This is a genomic window from Hyphomicrobiales bacterium (assembly GCA_017642935.1).
In the GTDB taxonomy this organism is placed as follows: domain Bacteria; phylum Pseudomonadota; class Alphaproteobacteria; order Rhizobiales; family MH13; genus MH13.
Genome location: JAEPOK010000001.1, coordinates 509,508 through 528,866 on the forward strand (window position 1 = coordinate 509,508; position 19,359 = coordinate 528,866).

15 protein-coding genes and 1 other RNA gene are annotated in these 19,359 nt (G+C 59.7%); 6 read left to right on the top strand and 10 right to left on the bottom strand.

Annotated elements, in window-relative coordinates; all coding sequences use genetic code 11:
- Window positions 1-7: 7 nt before the first annotated feature.
- The 4 genes from JJ917_02380 to JJ917_02395 form a co-directional block, all read right to left on the bottom strand.
- Window positions 8-883 (bottom strand): 50S ribosomal protein L11 methyltransferase, encoded by an 876-nt coding sequence (locus JJ917_02380; GenBank protein MBO6697659.1) that lies wholly within the window; start codon window positions 881-883, stop codon window positions 8-10.
- Window positions 870-2,702 carry a sodium:proton antiporter gene (locus JJ917_02385; protein ID MBO6697660.1) on the bottom strand — a complete coding sequence of 611 codons (1,833 nt, stop codon included), beginning with the start codon at window positions 2,700-2,702 and terminating at the stop codon, window positions 870-872. Before JJ917_02385 ends, JJ917_02380 begins: the two co-directional genes overlap by 14 nt.
- Before the next feature lie 30 nt (window positions 2,703-2,732).
- Window positions 2,733-5,105 carry a UvrD-helicase domain-containing protein gene (locus tag JJ917_02390; protein MBO6697661.1) on the bottom strand — a complete coding sequence of 791 codons (2,373 nt, stop codon included), beginning with the start codon at window positions 5,103-5,105 and terminating at the stop codon, window positions 2,733-2,735.
- 109 nt (window positions 5,106-5,214) lie between these two features.
- Window positions 5,215-6,849 (bottom strand): chloride channel protein, encoded by a 1,635-nt coding sequence (locus JJ917_02395; protein ID MBO6697662.1) that lies wholly within the window; start codon window positions 6,847-6,849, stop codon window positions 5,215-5,217.
- A 204-nt stretch (window positions 6,850-7,053) separates the two neighbouring features.
- On the opposite strand from JJ917_02395, the gene JJ917_02400 reads away from it, so the two are divergent.
- Entirely contained in the window at window positions 7,054-10,869 is a 3,816-nt protein-coding gene (locus tag JJ917_02400; protein MBO6697663.1) for an AsmA family protein, read from the top strand.
- On the opposite strand, the gene JJ917_02405 is transcribed toward JJ917_02400, so the two are convergent.
- The 6 genes from JJ917_02405 to JJ917_02430 all read right to left on the bottom strand — a co-directional run bounded on the left by JJ917_02405 (window position 10,856) and on the right by JJ917_02430 (window position 16,044).
- Window positions 10,856-11,107 (bottom strand): ribbon-helix-helix domain-containing protein, encoded by a 252-nt coding sequence (locus JJ917_02405; GenBank protein MBO6697664.1) that lies wholly within the window; start codon window positions 11,105-11,107, stop codon window positions 10,856-10,858. The two genes, JJ917_02400 and JJ917_02405, sit on opposite strands and share 14 nt — an antisense overlap.
- 5 nt (window positions 11,108-11,112) lie before the next feature.
- Window positions 11,113-11,289, bottom strand: a complete 177-nt coding sequence (locus JJ917_02410; protein MBO6697665.1) for a DUF4169 family protein — start codon at window positions 11,287-11,289, stop codon at window positions 11,113-11,115.
- Between the two features lie 3 nt (window positions 11,290-11,292).
- The gene (fumC, locus tag JJ917_02415; protein ID MBO6697666.1) at window positions 11,293-12,696 is read right to left on the bottom strand and encodes a class II fumarate hydratase; all 1,404 of its coding nucleotides are present in this window, start codon (window positions 12,694-12,696) and stop codon (window positions 11,293-11,295) included.
- A 100-nt stretch (window positions 12,697-12,796) separates the two neighbouring features.
- Entirely contained in the window at window positions 12,797-13,351 is a 555-nt protein-coding gene (locus JJ917_02420) for a hypothetical protein (protein MBO6697667.1), read from the bottom strand.
- Window positions 13,352-13,458: 107 nt separating this feature from the next.
- Window positions 13,459-13,825: a transfer-messenger RNA gene (gene ssrA / locus JJ917_02425) on the bottom strand.
- Window positions 13,826-13,893: 68 nt separating this feature from the next.
- Window positions 13,894-16,044 carry a HAMP domain-containing protein gene (locus JJ917_02430; protein ID MBO6697668.1) on the bottom strand — a complete coding sequence of 717 codons (2,151 nt, stop codon included), beginning with the start codon at window positions 16,042-16,044 and terminating at the stop codon, window positions 13,894-13,896.
- 289 nt (window positions 16,045-16,333) lie between these two features.
- Between JJ917_02430 and JJ917_02435 the strand changes: the two genes are divergently transcribed.
- The 5 genes from JJ917_02435 to JJ917_02455 all read left to right on the top strand — a co-directional run bounded on the left by JJ917_02435 (window position 16,334) and on the right by JJ917_02455 (window position 19,252).
- Window positions 16,334-16,846, top strand: coding sequence for a tat pathway signal sequence domain protein (locus JJ917_02435; protein MBO6697669.1), 513 nt, complete (start codon window positions 16,334-16,336; stop codon window positions 16,844-16,846).
- A gap of 82 nt (window positions 16,847-16,928) precedes the next feature.
- On the top strand, window positions 16,929-17,255 hold the full coding sequence (locus JJ917_02440; GenBank protein ID MBO6697670.1) for a DUF2853 family protein: 327 nt from the start codon (window positions 16,929-16,931) through the stop codon (window positions 17,253-17,255).
- 105 nt (window positions 17,256-17,360) lie between these two features.
- Window positions 17,361-18,155 carry a thymidylate synthase gene (locus JJ917_02445; protein ID MBO6697671.1) on the top strand — a complete coding sequence of 265 codons (795 nt, stop codon included), beginning with the start codon at window positions 17,361-17,363 and terminating at the stop codon, window positions 18,153-18,155.
- 9 nt (window positions 18,156-18,164) lie between these two features.
- Window positions 18,165-18,743 (top strand): glutathione S-transferase family protein, encoded by a 579-nt coding sequence (locus JJ917_02450; GenBank protein MBO6697672.1) that lies wholly within the window; start codon window positions 18,165-18,167, stop codon window positions 18,741-18,743.
- Window positions 18,740-19,252: a dihydrofolate reductase gene (locus tag JJ917_02455; protein MBO6697673.1), complete on the top strand. Its 513-nt coding sequence runs from the start codon at window positions 18,740-18,742 to the stop codon at window positions 19,250-19,252. The genes JJ917_02450 and JJ917_02455 overlap by 4 nt, the downstream gene beginning before the upstream one ends.
- The last annotated feature ends 107 nt before the right edge of the window (window positions 19,253-19,359 follow it).

The following is a 19,359-nucleotide window of genomic DNA, read 5'->3' on the forward strand; positions in this document are numbered from 1 at the left end:
GGGCCTATTACAGCCGCTGAAGGAAGAGCGCCGACCATTCTCCGTGATGGATACGCTTGACCAAGACCAGGCCCTCGGCGCGGTATCGCGCGCGCACTGCGCGCTCCTGATGCTGCATCAGACCTGATAGGATGATCCCGCCGCCGCTGGCCAACAGTTTGGTCATGGGGGCGGCGAGATCGATCAGCGGGCCAGCCAAAATGTTGGCCATGATCAAATCATAGGGCGCGCGCGTCTGCGGTGCGCCTAGAACGCCATCAGCTTCGGCCACGGTGATCCATGGATCCAGTTGGTTGAGCTTAGCGTTTTGTCGCGTGACCTCGACCGAGATTGGATCGATGTCCGTTGCAAGGACTGGCGCCTTGGTCAGATGAACAGCCGCCATGGCGAGCACACCCGTGCCGGTTCCGACATCCAAAATGTTGCAATAGCGCTGGCGCGCACAGGCCCAATCGATCAACTCCAAACATCCAAGCGTCGTGCCGTGATGGCCGGTGCCAAAAGCGCGGCTTGCCTCAACGCGAATGCCAATGTCCGTTGGTCCAACCGCATCGCGTGCATGCAATCCGTGGACAACGAAACGACCGGCGCGGATTGCTTGGAGGCCTTCCAGGCTGGCGGTGACCCAATCCACCTCATCAAGAACATGACAGTCGAGCGGCGCGGCGAAGGCATCGCTGCCCAGAGCATCGCGGATCGCGCTCGCCAACGCTGGCGCGTCATCGCCCTCCTGAAACGCATCCACCGTCCAGTGCCCCGCCTCTTCGTCCTCAAAAAAGGCGATGGGTGTTTCATCGCTTTCAAACGCGAGGCCTAACAGGTCGGCTATGCGCTCGGCTTCCTCGCGATGCGGAACGGTGAGGGTGGCCTTAACGGTCGGCATTCGTCTTTTCGGGTTCGGATCTGGTGTTGGATTTCTGCGGTGTCGGTGGGCCGAAAAGGAACACCGTGTCGCCAGCTGCCGGTTTAAACTGCGCACCAAGGGCCGGCGAAATGAACTCGCCTTTGGCCGAAACCGCAAACATGACCTGCGCCGCCGGATCGCGCTGGGCGCGCAGCGCCTCCATCGTGAACTCCTCGGTGAGCTTGGTGCGCTGGATCGTCCAATCGTTGGCGATCATGCGAAACTCAGCTTCGGTCTCGCCCATGGATGGGTTGAAGAGCCGCTGGCCGCTGAGCGTGGTGGCGATTTCATCGCGCTTGCCTTCTTCCACCCCGAGCCGAAACACGCGCGAGCGGCCGAGCTCGGGTCCAAAGTCGGTGCAGACGAGTGCGTTGTAAGCGTCATTGTCGGTGGCAGCGATCAGCGTGCCATAGCGCGACAGATCGAGCCGGTGTTCGGCGGCTTCGGAAAGGATCTCGCCCAAATAGGTGGTGAAGCCTGCCTGTCGTGCGGCCGATAGGCGCGAATGGTTGCGGTCGGCAATGAGCACCGGCAGGTTCGCGCCTTTCAGTTTTTCCGCCAGCGCCAACGAGAAGCGGTTGGACCCGATGATCAGAAATCCATCCGGGTCTGCCGAAGTGATGCCGAGCAGTTGGGCCAATGGCTTGAGAGAGAAGCCGTGCAGGATCACCGTCACCAGAACGACCAGAAACGCCAACGGCGCAAGCCGCGCGCCATCTTCGATGCCAATGGAGACCAGCGTGCCGGCGAACAGACCTGAAACGGCCACAGCGACCACGCCACGCGGCGCGATCCAACCGATCAACAGCCGTTCGCGCATGGAAAGCTCGGTGCCGATGGTTGCAAGCAGGATGGCAAGCGGGCGAACAACCAGCAACAGCGCGGCAATATAGGCAAAGTCGCGCCAGCCGAGCGAGAGAATATCGTCCATCGAGACACTGGCGGTCAGCACGATGAATAGGCCGGAGACCAGCAGAACGGTCATAACCTCCTTGAACCGGCGAATGTCAGTGTAGCTGGCAAGTTTGGCGTTCGCGAGCACGATGCCCATCACGGTCACCGTGACGAGACCCGCTTCGGCAAGCACAGCGTCGGTGGCCGCATAACCGACCAGCGCCGACACAAGGATGATCGGGCTTTTCAGATAGTCTGGCACGAGGCCGCGCGAGAACGCGGTGGCGAGAAACTTCGTTGCAAGCCAGCCGCCGATTACGCCAATGAGCAAGGCTGCAGCCACTTGAAGCGCAATGGTCGTTGCCGGTGCGCCGCTGTTGAGCGCAAGAACGATTTCAAAGGCGATCACCGCGAACAGCGCGCCTATTGGATCGACGACGATCGCCTCCCAGCGCAGCACCGAGCCGGTTCGTGAGGGCAATTTTGCCTGCCGTAACAAGGGCATGATCACCGTCGGACCGGTCACGACCATAACGCCGGAGAACACAACGGCTGCCTCGAACGACATGCCGCCGATGTAATGGGCGGCCAGTGTTCCAAATAGCCAGACGAGCGGCGCCGACACGATAATGATACGTCGTACGGCTTTGGCGGTGCCGCGAATTTCGGCAAAGTTGAGCGTCATCCCGCCTTCGAAAAGGATGATCGCCACGGCGAGCGCCACCAGCGGCTTGAGGAGGTCACCAAAGTCTTCGCTCGGATTGACAAGGCCCGTGGCTGGACCGGCCAAAATACCGGCCAGCAGCAACAACACGATGGCTGGTACTTGGGTGCGCCACGCAATCCACTGCGCGCCGATGCCGAGCGCGCCGATCAGCGCGATGGTGAAGATAAGATCGTGCACGGCTGGCCTTTTGCGGAGGGCGGCGGCGGATTAGCCGGCCTGATTGTGGGGGGTGACAAAGCTTTCGACCACTTTCTTGCGTCCGGCCTTGTCAAAATCAATGGTGAGCTTGTTCCCCTCGATCATGGTGACATCGCCATAGCCGAATTTTTGATGGAACACGCGATCTCCTAACGCAAAACCGGATGCCTTGGTTGCAACCGATCGGGCGACGAGTTCACCATCGATGGTCATCGGGCCGGAGGAGGGGCGTTTGCCAGTGCTTCTGGCCGCTTGTGCGCGCTTCCAGCCGGGGGTCTGGTAGGCGCTGTCCATTTCCAGCGGTTTGTCGAAGCGGCTTGCGCCGTAGTTGCCATAGCCGCGCGCGCCATAGCCGCCATAGCTCGACGTCTGCTCGATCACGTCAACATGGTCGACTGGCAGTTCATCGAGAAATCGCGAGGGGATGGAAGATTGCCAAAGGCCGTGAATACGGCGATTGGAGGAAAACCAGAGCTTGGCGCGTTTGCGGGCGCGGGTGATGCCGACATAGGCGAGACGGCGTTCTTCTTCGAGACCGGCGCGGCCATTCTCATCAAGGGAACGCTGCGACGGGAAGAGGCCTTCCTCCCAACCGGGCAGGAACACCGTGTCGAACTCTAAGCCCTTGGCAGCGTGCAGCGTCATGAGCGTGACGGCGTCTTCGCTCTCAGCGCTCTCCACGTCCATCACCAACGAGATGTGTTCCAGGAAACCAGCCAGGTTCTCAAATTCTTCCATCGAGCGGATGAGTTCTTTGAGATTGTCCAGGCGACCCGGTGCTTGAGGCGAGGTGTCGTCCTGCCACATTTTCGTGTAGCCGGACTCATCAAGCACGATCTCGGCCAACTCGGTGTGCGGCAGCGCGTCGAGGTTGCCGCGCCAGCGGTCGAAATCGTCAATGAGCTTGCGCAAGCTGGTGCGCGCCGCCGGGCGGATCTCCTCGGTTTCAGAGAGCAAGCGCGCTGCGGCGAGCGGTGACATGCCCTGGTCGCGTGAAAGGGCGTTGATCTTGCGCACGGTGGTGTCGCCGAGACCGCGCTTGGGCACGTTGACAATGCGTTCGAACGCCATGCCATCCTCAGGTTGGGCAATGACGCGCAAATATGCCAGCGCATCGCGGATTTCCTGACGCTCGTAAAAGCGCGGACCACCCACAACGTGGTAATTAAGGCCGAGCGTGAAGAACCGGTCTTCGAACTCGCGCATCTGGGCTGAGGTGCGCACCAGGATCGCCATCTCGTTCAGCGGATGGCCTTTGGTTTGCAGGTTTTCGATCTCTTCGCAGACGGCGCGAGCCTCTTCGGCGCTATCCCAGGCGGAGGCGACCGTCACCTTCTCCTCCCCCTCATCGTTGGCGATGTCGGTGAAGAGGGTTTTGCCGAGCCGATCTTCATTGTGAGCGATCAGGTGCGAAGCCGTGGCAAGGATGGATGATGTCGATCGGTAGTTGCGTTCCAGTCGGATCACCGTGGCACCCGGAAAATCGCGCTCGAAGCGCAGGATGTTGTCCACCTCAGCGCCACGCCAGCCATAGATCGACTGATCATCGTCGCCGACGCAGCAAATGTTGGGTTTGGCCTCGTCCGTGCCTTGGGCCAGCAGCCGCAGCCAGAGATATTGGGCGACGTTGGTGTCCTGGTACTCGTCCACCAGCAGGAACTTGAAGCGGCGATGGTAGTCGGCGAGGATATCCGGGTTCTCGGTAAACAGCTTGATGGGTTTCACCAGCAGATCGCCGAAATCGACGGCGTTCAGCACAGCCATGCGCTCCTGATAGGCGGCATACAGTTCCACGCCACGGCCATTGGCAAAAACACCATCAGCGGCGGGCACTTGGTCGGGCAACAGGCCACGGTTTTTCCACCGGTCGATATGGGCGGCCAACTGACGGGCGGGCCAGCGCTTTTCATCGATGTTTTCAGCTTGAATGAGCTGTTTCAGCAGCCGGATTTGATCATCGGTGTCGAGAATGGTGAAGCTGGATTTCAGGCCCGCCAATTCGGCGTGGTAGCGCAGAATGCGGGTGCCGATGGCGTGAAAGGTGCCAAGCCACGGCATGCCTTCAACTGCTGAGCCGATCATACCGCCGATGCGCTGTTTCATCTCGCGCGCGGCTTTGTTGGTGAAGGTCACGGCCATGATCTGACCGGGCGAGGCGCGACCGGTGCCAAGAATATGCGCGATGCGGGTGGTGAGGACCCGTGTTTTGCCGGTGCCTGCGCCAGCGAGGACCAGAACCGGACCATCGAGCGTCTCCACCGCGCGCAGCTGCTCAGGGTTCAACCCTTCCAACCATGGCGCGTTTGATCCCGTCACAGCGCCACCGCGCGCAGCAAGTGCGCGCGCCGTGATCGAGCCTGTTTGGGGTGCTGGATCAGACATGGTGGGTTTCAGTGGCCTTGGCGATTGGATGGATGAATGATTCGGTTGCGCACAGAGTATCGAAGCGACCCGACAGAGTCGCCTGTTCGCTTCCTGTTCTTGATGGTTGTTATTTATGCTCTTCGATCGAAGCGTCAATCAACGCCTCGTTGAAATGGCGCAAAGCATCGACTTGTTTGGCATAGCCAACCGTCTGGGAGACCGCAGCCGCGCGCACCACGGGCACCTCTTCAAGACCATTCTCATCGAAAACGCGCAGCGCGCGTTCCATCGTGTCGGTGGTCAACAGGCGAGGCGCCCCTTCTTCGAGCGGTGAGGGCCGCTCGTCGAGATCGGGCGGCAACCGCTCCATGAACTCCGCTACGCGCACCGATCGCATGAGCTGGCTGTGCGGTCCGTCGGCGACGGCGAGACCGCGGCTTTCCAATTGCCAGTAGAAATAGGATCGGCCGTGAACCGCGATGGTTATGCCGGTTGCAATCGAGACTGTGAGCAGCAGCGCGATCGACAGCGTGTAGCCGCCGGTAAGCTCGAAGACGATCATGGTGGTCGATAGAGGCGCGCCGATCACAGCAGCGGCCACGGCGCCCATGCCGAGGATCGCGTAAAGGCCCTCCGAGGATGCCATTTCGGGAAAGGCACTCGCCGCGATCAAGCCAAAGGCCCCGCCGGTCATCGCGCCGACATAGAGTGAGGGCGAGAAGATCCCTCCACCAAAGCGAGAGGCCAAACAAATGGCCGTTGCCGCCGTCTTCAGGAAGATCAGCGTCATCATCAGATCAAGCGGCAGTTGGTTGCGCAGCGCCAGATCGGTGGCCTGATACCCAACGCCAAGCACTTGCGGAAACCAGACGCCGATGATGCCAACAGCGAGGCCACCTACCGCTGGTCGCAGCCACGTAGGTGCTGTCACCGTGCGGGCAACATAGTCAGTGCCGATCAGAGCGTATTGGAAGAGCACTGCCACCAGCGCGCAGACCAAGCCGAGCAGCGCGAAAGCCGGGAACTCGAAAAACGAGGTGATCTGATAGTCGGGGATGGTGAAGGCGACGGCATCGCCGAAATAGAGCCGAGAGATAATGGTGGCTGCGCCCGAAGCGATCACGATGGCGGAAAAGGCCGACAGCGCGTAATGGCCAAGGATCACCTCGTGCGCAAACAGCACTCCGGCGATCGGCGCATTGAACGAAGCGGAGACCGCGCCCGCTACCCCGCAGGCCAGAAGCACGCGGTTGGAGGAACGCGGCAGCTTGAAGAGCCGAGAAATGCTGGCGGCAATGGTGGCGCCGAGATGGACCACTGGGCCTTCTCGCCCCGTGCTGGCGCCGAAACCGAGTGAGGTCGCCGAGACAATGGCGGACCCGACGCCCGGCCAAAACCGCAAGCTCGTCTCCGGCGTGTGTTTGGCCTCAATCACATCGGCCACACCCAGCGGACGCTTCTGAGGCTGGATGTAGTGCAGGAACAGGCCGACCAGAAGGCCGCCCAAGGCCGGAACAAACACCACCGTGTACCAGGGAAGAACCCGTGCGGCGCTTGCTACCTGTTCGCTCATCGTGCCGAGCCAGGTCCATTGCACAGCACCAATCATTTCGCGAAAGGCGATGGCGGCCAGCGACGTCCCAATGCCAATCAAACCGGCCAGCAACCAAACCAGCGGCTGCTTCTTGCGCAGCGCGTAAGTGACGTTGGGGCGCGCCCAAACAAAGACGCTGGAGAAGATCGTGCGAAACAGGTCGGCCATGATCACGTGAATGCAGCTTCTGGGAGCCTTTGCTCCTAAACGCAGTAGGGCGCGCATTCTTGCGTTAGCGCAATGGTTTATGGCTTATTTTTCTGCGAAAGTTGTATGGCTGTTCCTGGGTGACGCGGCTTTTGTGTGCAATGCATGAAAAGTGGCCCACGCCCATGCCACACTAATGACCTGTGAACTGGCTATCGGCGGACGATGAATCGCTTCCTTCTCCTGTTGGGATCGCTGTTGCTTTTGGCGCTGACGACGGCGCTGATTGCACCGCGTTTCATCGATTGGAGCAACTACACTGACATCATTGAAGAGCAGGCCTCGCGCGTTCTTGGTCGTGAGGTTCACGTTTCCGGCGCGGTTGATCTGCGGTTTCTTCCGATGCCGCGCATCACATTCTCGGATGTTGAGATTGCCAGCGATGCGGATGGGTCTGAACCAGGGTTCACCGCACGGCGGATGGAAGCGCTGATGTCGCTGGCGCCGTTTTTGAGCGGTGAAACGCACATTGTCGAGCTGACGCTCGACGCGCCGACCATTCGCCTGGCAGCACTGGGCGAGGGCATGTCGCAGATTGCCAACGAGACGCTCGATCTTGGAGCGGTGCGTATCGACGAGGCGACCATTGTCGACGGCCGCATCGAACGCATCGCACCCGATGGCTCCGTTCAAGTGCTAATGGAAGGGTTGAATGCCAGCCTTTCAGCGCCGAGCCTGCTTGGACCTTGGCGCGTCGATCCAGGTTCGGCGATCATCGCCGGCGAACGGGTCAGCTTGCGGGTCAACACAGGCGCTTATGGCGGTGAACGGCGCATGCGCATGCGTGTCGCGGTGCTGCCGGTGACGCGGCCGATGGAAATAACGGTTGATGGGCATCTGGATTGGTCGGAGGCCAATGCCTTCTTTGAAGGACGGGGCGTTGCCCGCAGTTTGGATGATCTTGTTGCCGAAGCCGATCAGGAGACGCAACCGCTGACCTGGCGCGTGGCTGCCGATGTGGTGGCCGCGCTGGATGCCCTGGAAGCTGATGAGATCGAACTATCGCTCGGCCAGGCGCAAGATCAGGCCTTTGTTCTGAATGGCCGTGCGCATGTGAATTTGGGCGAACGCCCGGCTTTCAATGCAGAAATCTCCTCGCGTCAGGTCGATCTGGACCGCATGCTAGGCGGTGGCGCAGCTGATCCGGTCAATCTGGATGCCGGTTGGGCGTCTGCGGGGACGCTGGTGCGTTGGATCGATCAAATGACCGTGCCTGGCGAGGTGTCTTTCGATATTCCGGCCATTGTGCTCGGCGGGTCGGTGATCCGCGATATTGGGTTCAATGCGACCTACAGCCCGGGCTTGCCGATGTCTTTGGAAAATCTGGTGGCGACGTTTCCAGGCGAGACATCGTTTGGGTTCACCGGGGCCGTTGGCGCGGTTGGCGATGTTGCAGGCACGGATTTGGCGCTCGACGGCATTATGACGCTGGAAAGCGCGGCCCCGGACCTGTTCGTTGGCTGGTCTACGGGCAGGCGCGATGAAGGCGGGACCTTCTCGCAGCTCTCTTCGGTCGATTTGCGGGGTCGCGTCGTGGCGGCGCCAGGAGACGTCTCGATTGAACGCCTGCGCGGCCAGATCGATGGGGCGGCACTTGAAGGTTCGCTCGCCTATCGCGACGTCGCTGGACTTGGTGGGCAGATGGACGTCGACTTGAACGCGGGGCGTTTTGATTTCGGTCTTTTGGCTGGCCTTGGTCGTTGGTTGACGCATGCAGGTGGTTCGACATCGGACGGGCCGTTGATTGACACCCTTAATGCCGACCTTGTCGTGGAAGAGTTGGTGGCCGGCGCTGAAGATCTGGGCGAGGTTACGGTCTCGGTGGCGGCAACGCCAACGCAGATTCGCATTGATGAACTGGCAATCGGTGATGCCGTTGGCGCTTCGGTTTCCGCTTCTGGCTTTGTTGAGCGTGGTGCTTTCCCGCCGGTTGGCCAATTGGCAGTCAATGCCGACATGGACCGTCTTGGCGGGTTGTTGCGTCTGGCGCGCGATGTGTTCGGCGACAACGCCGTCCTGCTCGACCTCTACCGCAATGCCGGTCTCTACGAACCAGCGTCGCTGACCGGCAGCTACAACCACGATGCGCTAAGTGGTGTCGAAGTCAGCTTGGCCGGGTCACTCGGCAGTTCTGAGGTTGATCTTTTCGGCACGATGCCGACTGACGGGACCAACACCTTGCCGACAGGGTTGGCGAGCCTGTTCGACCGTGCGGCAGAAGTCCGGTTTGAAGCGCGATCGCAGGATGCCTTTGCGCTGGTTGGCCAGTTGGGCGTTGCGGCCTTGCCGATCGAGCTCGCCGGTGAAGGCAGCGCTGTGGCCAGTCTTGTCAGTGATGGGGAAAATGCGCCGCAGCTCCGTCTGGCCTTTGATGGTTTGGACACCGCCCTTCGCCTCGATGCGACACTGCAAGGCGACACCGAGGTTGGCATCCAAACTGTCGAGGGACTTGGATCGCTCTTTGTCGGGGATGTGGCCCAGCTTGGCTTGATGGCGGGTATGGCGGTGCCAGGCCTGTTCGACCCCATCGCCGCCTCGGCCGTATTCGATGTGGCTTTTGACGTGGAAAGCGAGACCGCCGTGCTCTCTGGCCTGTCGGGAACCTTCGCCGATGTGCCGATTTCAGGCGACGGGCGTGTCGAGCGCGGACCACTCGGAACCTCCGTCGCACTCGATCTCTCGGCTGATGATGTCGTCCTGCGTGGCGTTTTGGCTGGTTTTCTTGGGCCCTCGGCCTTTGATCAAGGCTTCAGCGCGACTTGGCCCGAGGGGCCTTTGGTCTTCAACCCAGTTCCAGTTGATTTGACTCTAACACTCGCCACGCCACGCCTTGCCATATGGGATGGGCTGACCGCGCTGGACGGCACAATGGTGCTGGTAGCTGAGGAGGGCCGTCTGACACTGGATCGGCTTCAAGGCGAGGTTTTTGGCGGCCAAGTGGACGGACGGCTTGTGCTGCGCGACGCTGATCGCGGCGGTATTGCTGAGGGACGTCTTGCGCTGACCAACCTTGACGTTGCGCGCATCGCCTGGGAGCGAGACGGTCAGCCAGTGATGGATGGTCGGTTGTCGGCCAATCTCAGTTTTGAAAGCGCTGGCGGGTCCATGGCGTCACTGATTTCCGGCCTAACGGGCGACGGGACCTTGGCGCTTGCCGAAACCTCGGTTACCGGGCTTGGCCTGACCGGGTTTTCTCGCATTCTTCAAGCGTCCGATGCGGGATTGCTCGATGAAGATGCCGATCTGGAAGCTGCGTTTGCCGATGCGCTGAGTGCCGGAACCATGCGCATTGATGCCGCCGACACGCCTGTGAGTGTCGTCGGTGGTGTTGCGCAGATCAGCAATCTTTACCTTGAAGGCGGTGAGACTGCGCTGCGCGGTGGTCTGACAATCGATCTTTCCACCAACGAAGTCGATGCCGACTTTGCCTATGCGGCGGTTGACGGGCCGGGCGATGTGGAGGCAATGCCCAATGTCGGCTTATCGTTTGCCGGGCCGTTGGCAGCGCCGCAACGAGAGCTCGACGTTTCGCAGATTTCGAGCTTCTTGAACGTGCGCCAGCTTGAGCTGGAGATTCGTCGCGTGGAAGCCCTGAACGCTGAGATTCTTGAGCGCGAGCGGCTGCTTCGCATCATGGCGGCAGTAGATTTGGACCAGACGCGGCTGGAATTCGAGCGCGATGAAAGGCTTCGCATCGAGCAAGAGCGGCTGGAGGAAGAGGCGCGTGAGCGGGCCCGGATCGCAGAGGAGCGCCAGGCCGCTGAAGAGGCTGCGCGTCAGGCAGATGAAGAACGCGAACGGGCTTTGCGCGAGGCGCTGCTGGCGCGCGAGGCCGAGCAGCAGAACCTGCTAAGCACGCCGACCGGGCTCGATCTGACGTTGCCGCCGCTTGAATCGATTACAGTGCCGCGCAATCCACTGGCGATTGGCGAAAGCCCGCCGCCTGCCACGTCAGCGCCGCTCGACCTTACCCCTCGCTAGGGGTGGTGGCTGCTCTTTCCTGGCGGACCAACTGGGTGTTGAGGTCGGACAAGACCGCAAGGCGCAATTGGCTGGCCAAGTTGGAGTCTGGCGCACGGCCATTGTCGATGGTGCGAATGAAAGCCGCTAGGCTCGCGCCATTGTCCTTGGCGAGCCTTTCCACCTCGGCCCAGAACTCCGGTTCCAGTGCAATGGATGTGCGATGGCCAGCCAGGCTGACCGAGCGTTTGACCAGCATGATTGTCAGTCGCCCAGCTTATGGTCATCCAAATGCTTGGCGACCTTGTGCTTGGTGGATTTTTCGACCTGTTTCTCAGCTTTGGTGCGGCCGTGAAGGGCGCGGTTCGTTTCCGCGACCTTCTCTTTTTGTGACCGCGCTTTGGCTTTGCGGGCTTGGCGCAGGTTGACGATCTCCGCCATGGGTTAGGACGGTGCAATCATCTTGGCGGGCACGACGATGGCGTCAAAGTCCTCCTCGGAGATGCCGAGGGCCAGCGCTTCGACCTTCAAGGTTGTGCCGTTCTTGTGGGCGTTTTTGGCCACTTTGGCGGCAAGGTCATAGCCGTATTTTTCTTTGAGCGGCGTCACCAGCATCAGCGAGTTGGCCAGGCCCTCGGCAATGTTCTCAAGGCGTGGCTCGATACCGACAACGCAATTGTCGGTGAAGGAGATGGCCGCGTCAGCGAGCAGGCGCACTGACTGGAGGAAATTGTAGGCCATCATCGGGTTGTAGACGTTGAGCTCAAAGTGACCTTGGCTGCCGGCAAAGCCGATGGCGGCGTTGTTGCCTTGTACATGGGCGCAGACTTGGGTGAGCGCCTCGCACTGGGTGGGGTTCACTTTGCCCGGCATGATCGACGAGCCTGGCTCATTTTCCGGCAGGGCTAGTTCACCCAAACCGGCACGTGGGCCGGAGCCCAGGAAGCGGATGTCGTTGGCAATCTTAAAGCAGCTCATCGCCACCGTATTAATCGCACCGTGGGTGAACACCATCGCGTCATGGGCGGCGAGCGCTTCGAACTTGTTGGGCGCGGTGGTGAAAGGCAGACCGGTGATGCCTGCGATTTTTTCGGCCACTTTTTCCGCAAAGCCCACCGGTGACGCGAGGCCCGTGCCGACGGCTGTGCCGCCCTGGGCCAGCTCCATGAGCGCAGGCAAGGTGCTTTCAATGCGGGCTATGCCGTTGGTCAGCTGCTGGGTGTAGCCACCAAACTCCTGGCCGAGCGTCAGAGGCGTTGCGTCCTGCGTGTGCGTGCGCCCTATTTTGATAATGTCGGCCCAGGCCTCGGACTTAGCGGCAAGAGCATCGCGCAGATGGGTGAGGGCAGGGACCAGCCGGTGCACCACTTCTTCAGCGCAGGCGATGTGCATGGCCGTCGGAAAGGTGTCGTTGGACGACTGGCTCATGTTGCAGTGGTCATTGGGGTGAACGGGCGTTTTGGAACCCATTTCGCCGCCCAGCATTTCAATGGCGCGGTTGGAGATCACCTCGTTGGAATTCATATTCGATTGAGTGCCCGAGCCGGTCTGCCAGACCACCAGCGGAAAATGCTCATCAAGCTTGCCGTCGATGACTTCCTGCGCCGCCTGAACAATCACTTTGCCAAGCTCCGGGTCCATCTTGCCAAGGTCCATATTGGTCTCGGCAGCAGCGCGCTTCACGATGCCCAGGGCGCGGACGATTGGGGCGGGCTGCGTTTCCCAACCGATCTTGAAATTGCCAAGAGAGCGCTGCGCCTGTGCCCCCCAATATTTCGAGGCATCAACCTCGACGGGGCCAAATGTGTCGGATTCTGTTCTGGTAGACTTTTGGCGGGTTTCGGTCATGAGCGGGCCTTCTGTGTGGCTGGTTTGCGCGTGATCTATCACGCGTCAGATGGCAAAACCATCAGACAGGCGGGTAACAGGCTGATTGGATTGGCGGTGTTCAGCTTTTCTTGCGGAACGCATCAAGCGAGACGACATCGGCTGATTTTTCCTCGCCATCGTCCTCTTCGGCTTCCGGATCGGCGTCGCTGTTCACAGGGCCTTCTGCGGTCGCCGTTTCGAGGCGAACGGGAGCGTTTTCACCTGATTCCTCGAGCTGCGGTTCGGCCACTTCGCCGATCATATCTTCTTCGTCGACCAGCAACGTCTCGAACTTCAAGGCGAAGTCCACGGACGGATCAGCAAAACCCGTCACCGACGAGAACGGGATCAAAAGCCGTTCTGGCACACCAGAAAAGCTGAGGCCGACTTCAAACGTCTGTTCGGTGACTTTCAGATCCCAGAATTGATGCTGAAGTACCACCGTCATTTCTTCAGGAAACCGCTGACGCAACGCCGACGAAATGCGCACGCCGGGCAGCCGTGTGTCGATGGTGATGTAGAAATGATGCTCGCCGGGAAGGCCCGTCGAGGCGATTTCCGTCAGCACTTGGCGCACGACACCGCGCAGGGCGTCGCTCACCAAGACATCGTAACGGATCAGATCATCGGACATGAGTCGCATACTGCAACGCTTCGCTGGGCTTGCAAAGAGCGATTTGCGCCATCTTGCCTGCGCAATGATGACGCTCGTGTGAATGGGACGTGACGGTTAAAGAAGAAAGTGCAGGCTTCTGTTGCCAGGTGCCTGCGGACCCCGACCACCAGGGGCTAACCTAGTGGGAGTTTAAGTCGGCATTACAAACTGCGTTACGCAGCCTGTGCAACCGGAGCATAGTTGTCGTTTGCAACTACAAATTGGTCCGATAACGGCGGTACCATGCCGAGCGAAAGCACACCCTTTACACCCTCGTCGATCCTATTTCGCCCCCACAAAAACCGTCCCAAGCGTACTGGGTTGCAACGGCTTATGGTGGAGGCGCCGGGTACCGCCCCCGGGTCCGAATGGTTTATTACGATGACAGTTTATCGCCATAGCCGGTTGCCCGGCAGAACCAATATAAGCGCGGACGGGACGGTTTTCAAAGCAAGAAACAAAAAAGCACGCATCGCCGATCACGATGCGCGCTTTCGTTAGCAATGTCGGTGCAAGTGCGTCTAAGCGGCGGCTACCGCGCGCAGGAATGAAGACACCGTTTCATTAAGGTGCTTGGTGTTCTCCGTCACCGACTCGGCAGCGGCGTTCACGTCATCAGCCGATTGCGCGGTCTGCGTCGTGGCTTCTGTCACGGCGGTGATGTTGCCAACGACGCTTTGCGTTCCCTGAGCGGCCTGGGCCACATTGTGGCTAATCTCGTCGGTCGCCGAACCTTGCTCGTCCACTGAGGCGGCGATGGTAGACATGTATTGGTCGACTTCACCCATGGTTTCGGTGATCTGATTGATTGCGCTCACCGCCTCTTGAGTCGAAGTCTGAATTTCGCTGATTTGCGCGGCGATATCGCCAGTGGCTTTGGCGGTTTGGTTGGCCAGGCCCTTCACCTCGCTGGCAACCACCGCAAAACCTTTACCAGCTTCGCCTGCCCGTGCCGCCTCAATCGTGGCGTTCAGTGCAAGCAGATTGGTCTGTTCGGCGATGTCCTGGATGAGCGAGATCACGTTGCCAATGGCGTTGGCGGTCTCAGCCAGTTTCTCCACTTGGGCGTTGGTCGCCTGGGCGTGGGTCGCAGCCCCGCCGACAACCTCTGTGGTCTTGGCGACCTGGCGTCCGATCTCGGTGATCGATGCCGACAGCTCTTCGGCCGCAGCAGCAACCGTTTGAACGTTGGTCGATGCTTCTTCGGAAGCAGCTGCCGCGCTCGAGGCTTGCTCGTCGGTGCTGCTGGCAACGTCGGTCAATGTGCCGGCAGCGGCCGTCATGGATTGCGCATTGGCCGAGACCGCCTCAACCACGCTTTCCACATCGACCTGGAAGTCTGCGATGAGCTTGTCGATCTCTTGCTGGCGAGCACGGCGCTGGGCTGCGGCTTGCGCACTCTCGCCTTCAAGGCGTTCGCGCTCCAGTATGGCGTCGCGGAACACGGCCACGGCCTTCGACATGTCGCCCAACTCGTCGGATCGTTCCGCACCTTTGAGGGCGATAGAGGTGTTGCCACTGGCAAGTTCACCCATTTCGCGCACCAGGGTATTGATTGGTCCGGTAACCGAGCGGGAGAGTAGAAACCCAATCACGCCGACAATCAGTATCAGCAAGGCCCCGATCATCAACATGCGGTCACGGATCGCATGAATTGGCGCCATCTTCTCGGCCAACGACTTCATGGCGACCACAGCATAATCGACGCCTTCGAACGTGAATCCATTGGCATAAGCTTGCATAATCTCGCCGCGATAGAAGGGCGCGCGGGCCGATGCAGACCCGTCGGCGAATGTGGCATTTAACAATTCCCCGTCGAAGCTTGTTGCAAGAATATCATTGCCGTCGGTCCAGGTGCTGTCATTGCGCAGCAGGCCATCCGGGCCGACAAGCGCCACCTCTCCTGACTCGCCAAGCCCTCCTACTTCAGCGAATAGCGCGTTGATGGCATCGACGGGCATCTGGTAGGCGATCACGCCAACCATACGGTCAGCCGGGTCCCTGACGGCATGGGCGACAAAACTCGCCGGAGCGTTTGCACTTGGGCCATAGGGCGCGAAATCCTCAAAAGCGATTGGCGCATCGGCCGGGGCGTCAAGAGCGGCACGGAACACTTCACCCAGATCGCTGTCTGCCCAAATGTCTGCGCCGGGCGCACCAAAGTTTGTTGCGAAGTCGGCTTCCTTGAACACCGAGTAGATGAGGTTGCCGTCCGTATCGAACAGGAAGACATCGTAGTAGCCGTTCGATTCCTGGAGTTCACGAAACCAGGGATGGTAGCTGCCGTGAATGGAGTCATACATTTGCCCGCTGGCTGCCTGATCGAGCAGGTGCTTTTCGCCGACTGGGTGGGGATTGTCCGTGATGTAGGCGGCCTGCAGTGTTTCGGTCGGCGTGTCCATGATCATCCAGGCTCGCTTGAAGCCGTTGATTGCCTGCGCCGTTACCGGGTTGGTTGCAACCGAATGCAAGTCACGTTCAATTGTATGCATGTAGTTGACGAACGTATCGCGGGCGGTTTCTGCGGACGCTTCAAGGTGGGCTTGCGCGATCGTCGCCATGCTGCTGCTCGCCGTCATGTAGCTCGCGGTACCGATGCCAGTCCCAACCAGCAAGGCTCCGCCAACGATAATGACAGGCAGTTTCGTCGAGATGCTGAGAAGTTTTTTCATTTGATTACCCGTGCACATTGCGCCGATCAGCAACAGACAGCGCGAAAAATCCAACAGCTTTAATGTGCCAAGGCCAGTTAATTGCCGGTGAATATCCGTTGTCTTTGGGCAAAATCGGCCCAGTTAACCGGGCAAATAGCTATTTGTTGCATTCGTGTTTGCCTTTAAGCGACGATCACTCTCTGCGACTGCACGGCTTTGTGAAGCAAAGACCGAGCTTGGTGATTGGACTTCACCTGGGTCTGTCGGCAGGTTCGGCACCAACACATGCAAATGCTTGGAGACACAAATGTTTCAGACAGACAAAGCTCGGGTAACCTTGGCCGACACCAACTCGGCCAAACCAACGCGTCGCGGCGCTTTGCGCCTGCTCACGCTGGGGTTCGCGGCAGCGACCGCCACAATGATCAGTGCTCGTACGGCACGGGCGCGCATTTTCACCGGTTTCATCGAAGGCACAGCTGTTGGCGGCTACGATGCTGTAGCCTACCACACGCAAGGCGAGGCGGTTCCCGGGGATCCGGCCATCACGCTTGAGCATGAGGGTGCGACGTGGCGTTTTTCAAGCGAAGCAAATCGCGCCGCGTTCGCCGCCGATCCAGACGCTTATGCCCCAGAATATGGCGGCCATTGTGCCTGGGCGACCGCGCAGGGATATTTGGCGCAGGGCGATCCAGAAATTTGGCGCATCTTTGATGGCCGGCTCTTCCTCAACGCCACGCAAGGCGTGAACCGGCGTTGGTTGCGTGATGTGGATGGTTTCATCATGCAGGCCGACGCTAACTGGCCGAGCCTGAAATAGGCGCATAATCGCCACGTTTCCTTATCATGCAACCCAAAGCGCCAGTGCCACTGGCCGGGTTAATGGTAAGGGAGACTGGCCGATGGCCGATTATCTAGCTGATGTGAAAAAGTTCGCTTCCGACGTCGATGAAGCGGCGGTGAACGGCATCGTGCGGCATTTGGGGGTCGCGCTACGCAGCCGCGATGCGTCTATGGTCGCCTGCACGGATCCAAAGGAACTGGCGCGTATCCGCGATGGGTTTTGCCGCAAGAAGCTTCGTCTCGATGAGTCCGATGACGCGATAGATGGCGCCATCCAAACGGTCTGCGAGGCGATGAAGGCCGACACCACCAAGGCGCGCGTCACGTTTTACTATCTGCTTGCCGAGCAGTACGGGAAGCTCGATCTTTTCCACAAAAAGTCCTAGCGATCCGGCCAGGAATCGGGCGGAGTGGTTTAGATAGGTAAGGGCGCGTTGCAGGTTGAAGGTTCAGCTCAGCGAAGCGCCCTTTTCTGTTTGGGAGATGCTGCGATGCGCGCCTATCACGATCTGCTCGACCACGTGCTGAACACCGGCGTCACCCGCATGGATCGCACCGGGACGGGCACGCGCTCAGTTTTCGGCTATCAGATGCGTTTTGATCTCGGTGAAGGCTTCCCGCTCATCACGACCAAGAAGCTGCATCTGCGTTCCATCATCCATGAGCTTCTTTGGTTTTTGGCGGGCGATACCAACATCGGCTATCTGAAGGACAACAAGGTTTCGATCTGGGATGAGTGGGCCGATGAGAATGGCGAGCTTGGCCCGGTCTACGGCAAGCAATGGCGCAGTTGGGCGGCACCATCGGGTGAGAGCATCGACCAGATCGCCAAGCTGCTTGAAAGCTTGACCAAAAATCCGGACTCGCGTCGGCACATTGTCTCGGCCTGGAATCCAGCCGATGTGGACGAGATGGCACTGCCGCCCTGCCACTGCCTGTTCCAGTTCTACGTGGCGGAGGGCAAGCTCTCCTGCCAACTTTACCAGCGCTCGGCGGACATCTTTTTGGGCGTGCCGTTCAACATCGCCTCTTATGCGCTGCTCACCCACATGATCGCGCAGGTTGTTGGGCTGAAGCCGGGTGACTTCGTGCATACCTTCGGCGATGCGCATCTTTATCTCAACCATATCGAGCAGGCTGAACTTCAGCTTTCGCGGGCGCCACGCGCACTGCCGACGCTGAAACTTGACCCGACTGTCAGCAGCCTTTTCGACTTCCGCTATGATCACATCACCATCGAGGGCTATGATCCGCACCCCGCCATCAAGGCACCGATCGCGGTCTAGGAGCCTCTTATGTTGACGCTTGTGCATTCCCCCATGTCGCGCTCTGACATGATGCGCGTGATTCTGGAGGAGTTGGATGCAGAGTATGACATTTGCGAGGTGACGGTCCTTCGCCGCGATGGCTCCGGTGGCGAAGACCCCGACAACCCGCATCCGCACAAACAGGTGCCAGCCCTGATCCACAATGGTGCAGTGATCTGGGAGCAATCGGCCATCGCGATCTACCTATCAGAGCTTTTTCCGGACTCACCGCTGGTGCGAGCGCCTGGTCACCCCGAGCGCGGGCCGTTTCTCTCTTGGATTAGCTGGTTTGCGGCGACGTTTGAGCACGCTTTGATCGCCAAGTTCGATGGGGTTCTCGATGATAATCCCGGCAAGAGACGCATGTATGAGCGGGTCTGCGGACTGCTGGAAAAGCAGTTTTCCGCGCACGATTACCTGATGGGCGATGCGCCGACGATCCCCGACTTTTTCCTCGCCGGTGCGATGAATTATGTGCGCGATCTTCTGCCGGAAAGTGACAGCTTGGACGCTTATGCAGTGCGCATGGATAGGCCCATTGCCCGCCGTTTGCGCGGCGACGCATGAGTGAGTTGGTGCTTATTGCAGCTGTCGCCCGCAATGGTGTGATCGGCCGCGACAATGATCTACCGTTTCGCCTGCCGACCGATCTGAAGCACTTCAAAGCACTGACTTTGGGCCATCCGGTATTGATGGGGCGGGCGACCTTTGAAAGCATTGGCCGTCCGCTGCCGGGCCGTCCGAGCATCGTGGTCTCGGGCGATCCGGAATTTCACGCCGAGGGCTGCGAGGTCTATCAGGACCTCGATACGGCGATCGATCGCGGCAAGATGTTGGCCGACGGCTTGGGCAAGTCCGCGCTCTTCATTATCGGCGGCGGACAGATCTATGCGCAGACCATCGATGAGGCCGATCGGCTCGAAATCACCCATGTTGCATTGGACGCAGACGGGGCGACACGATTTCCCACCATCGATCCGTCGCGATGGGCTAAGACAGTCGAAGAAAACGTACCGGCAGGGCCAAAAGATGAGGCGGACATGGTGTTCACCACCTATCGCCGCAAAGAGGCTTGAATCGGCCAGCCTGCGACCAAATGGTCCAAACTTAACCTCAAGGGCCGAAAAAGCGTTACCAAAGGTCGCTTAATGCTTGAAAGATGCGCATTTGCGGACCATGTCCA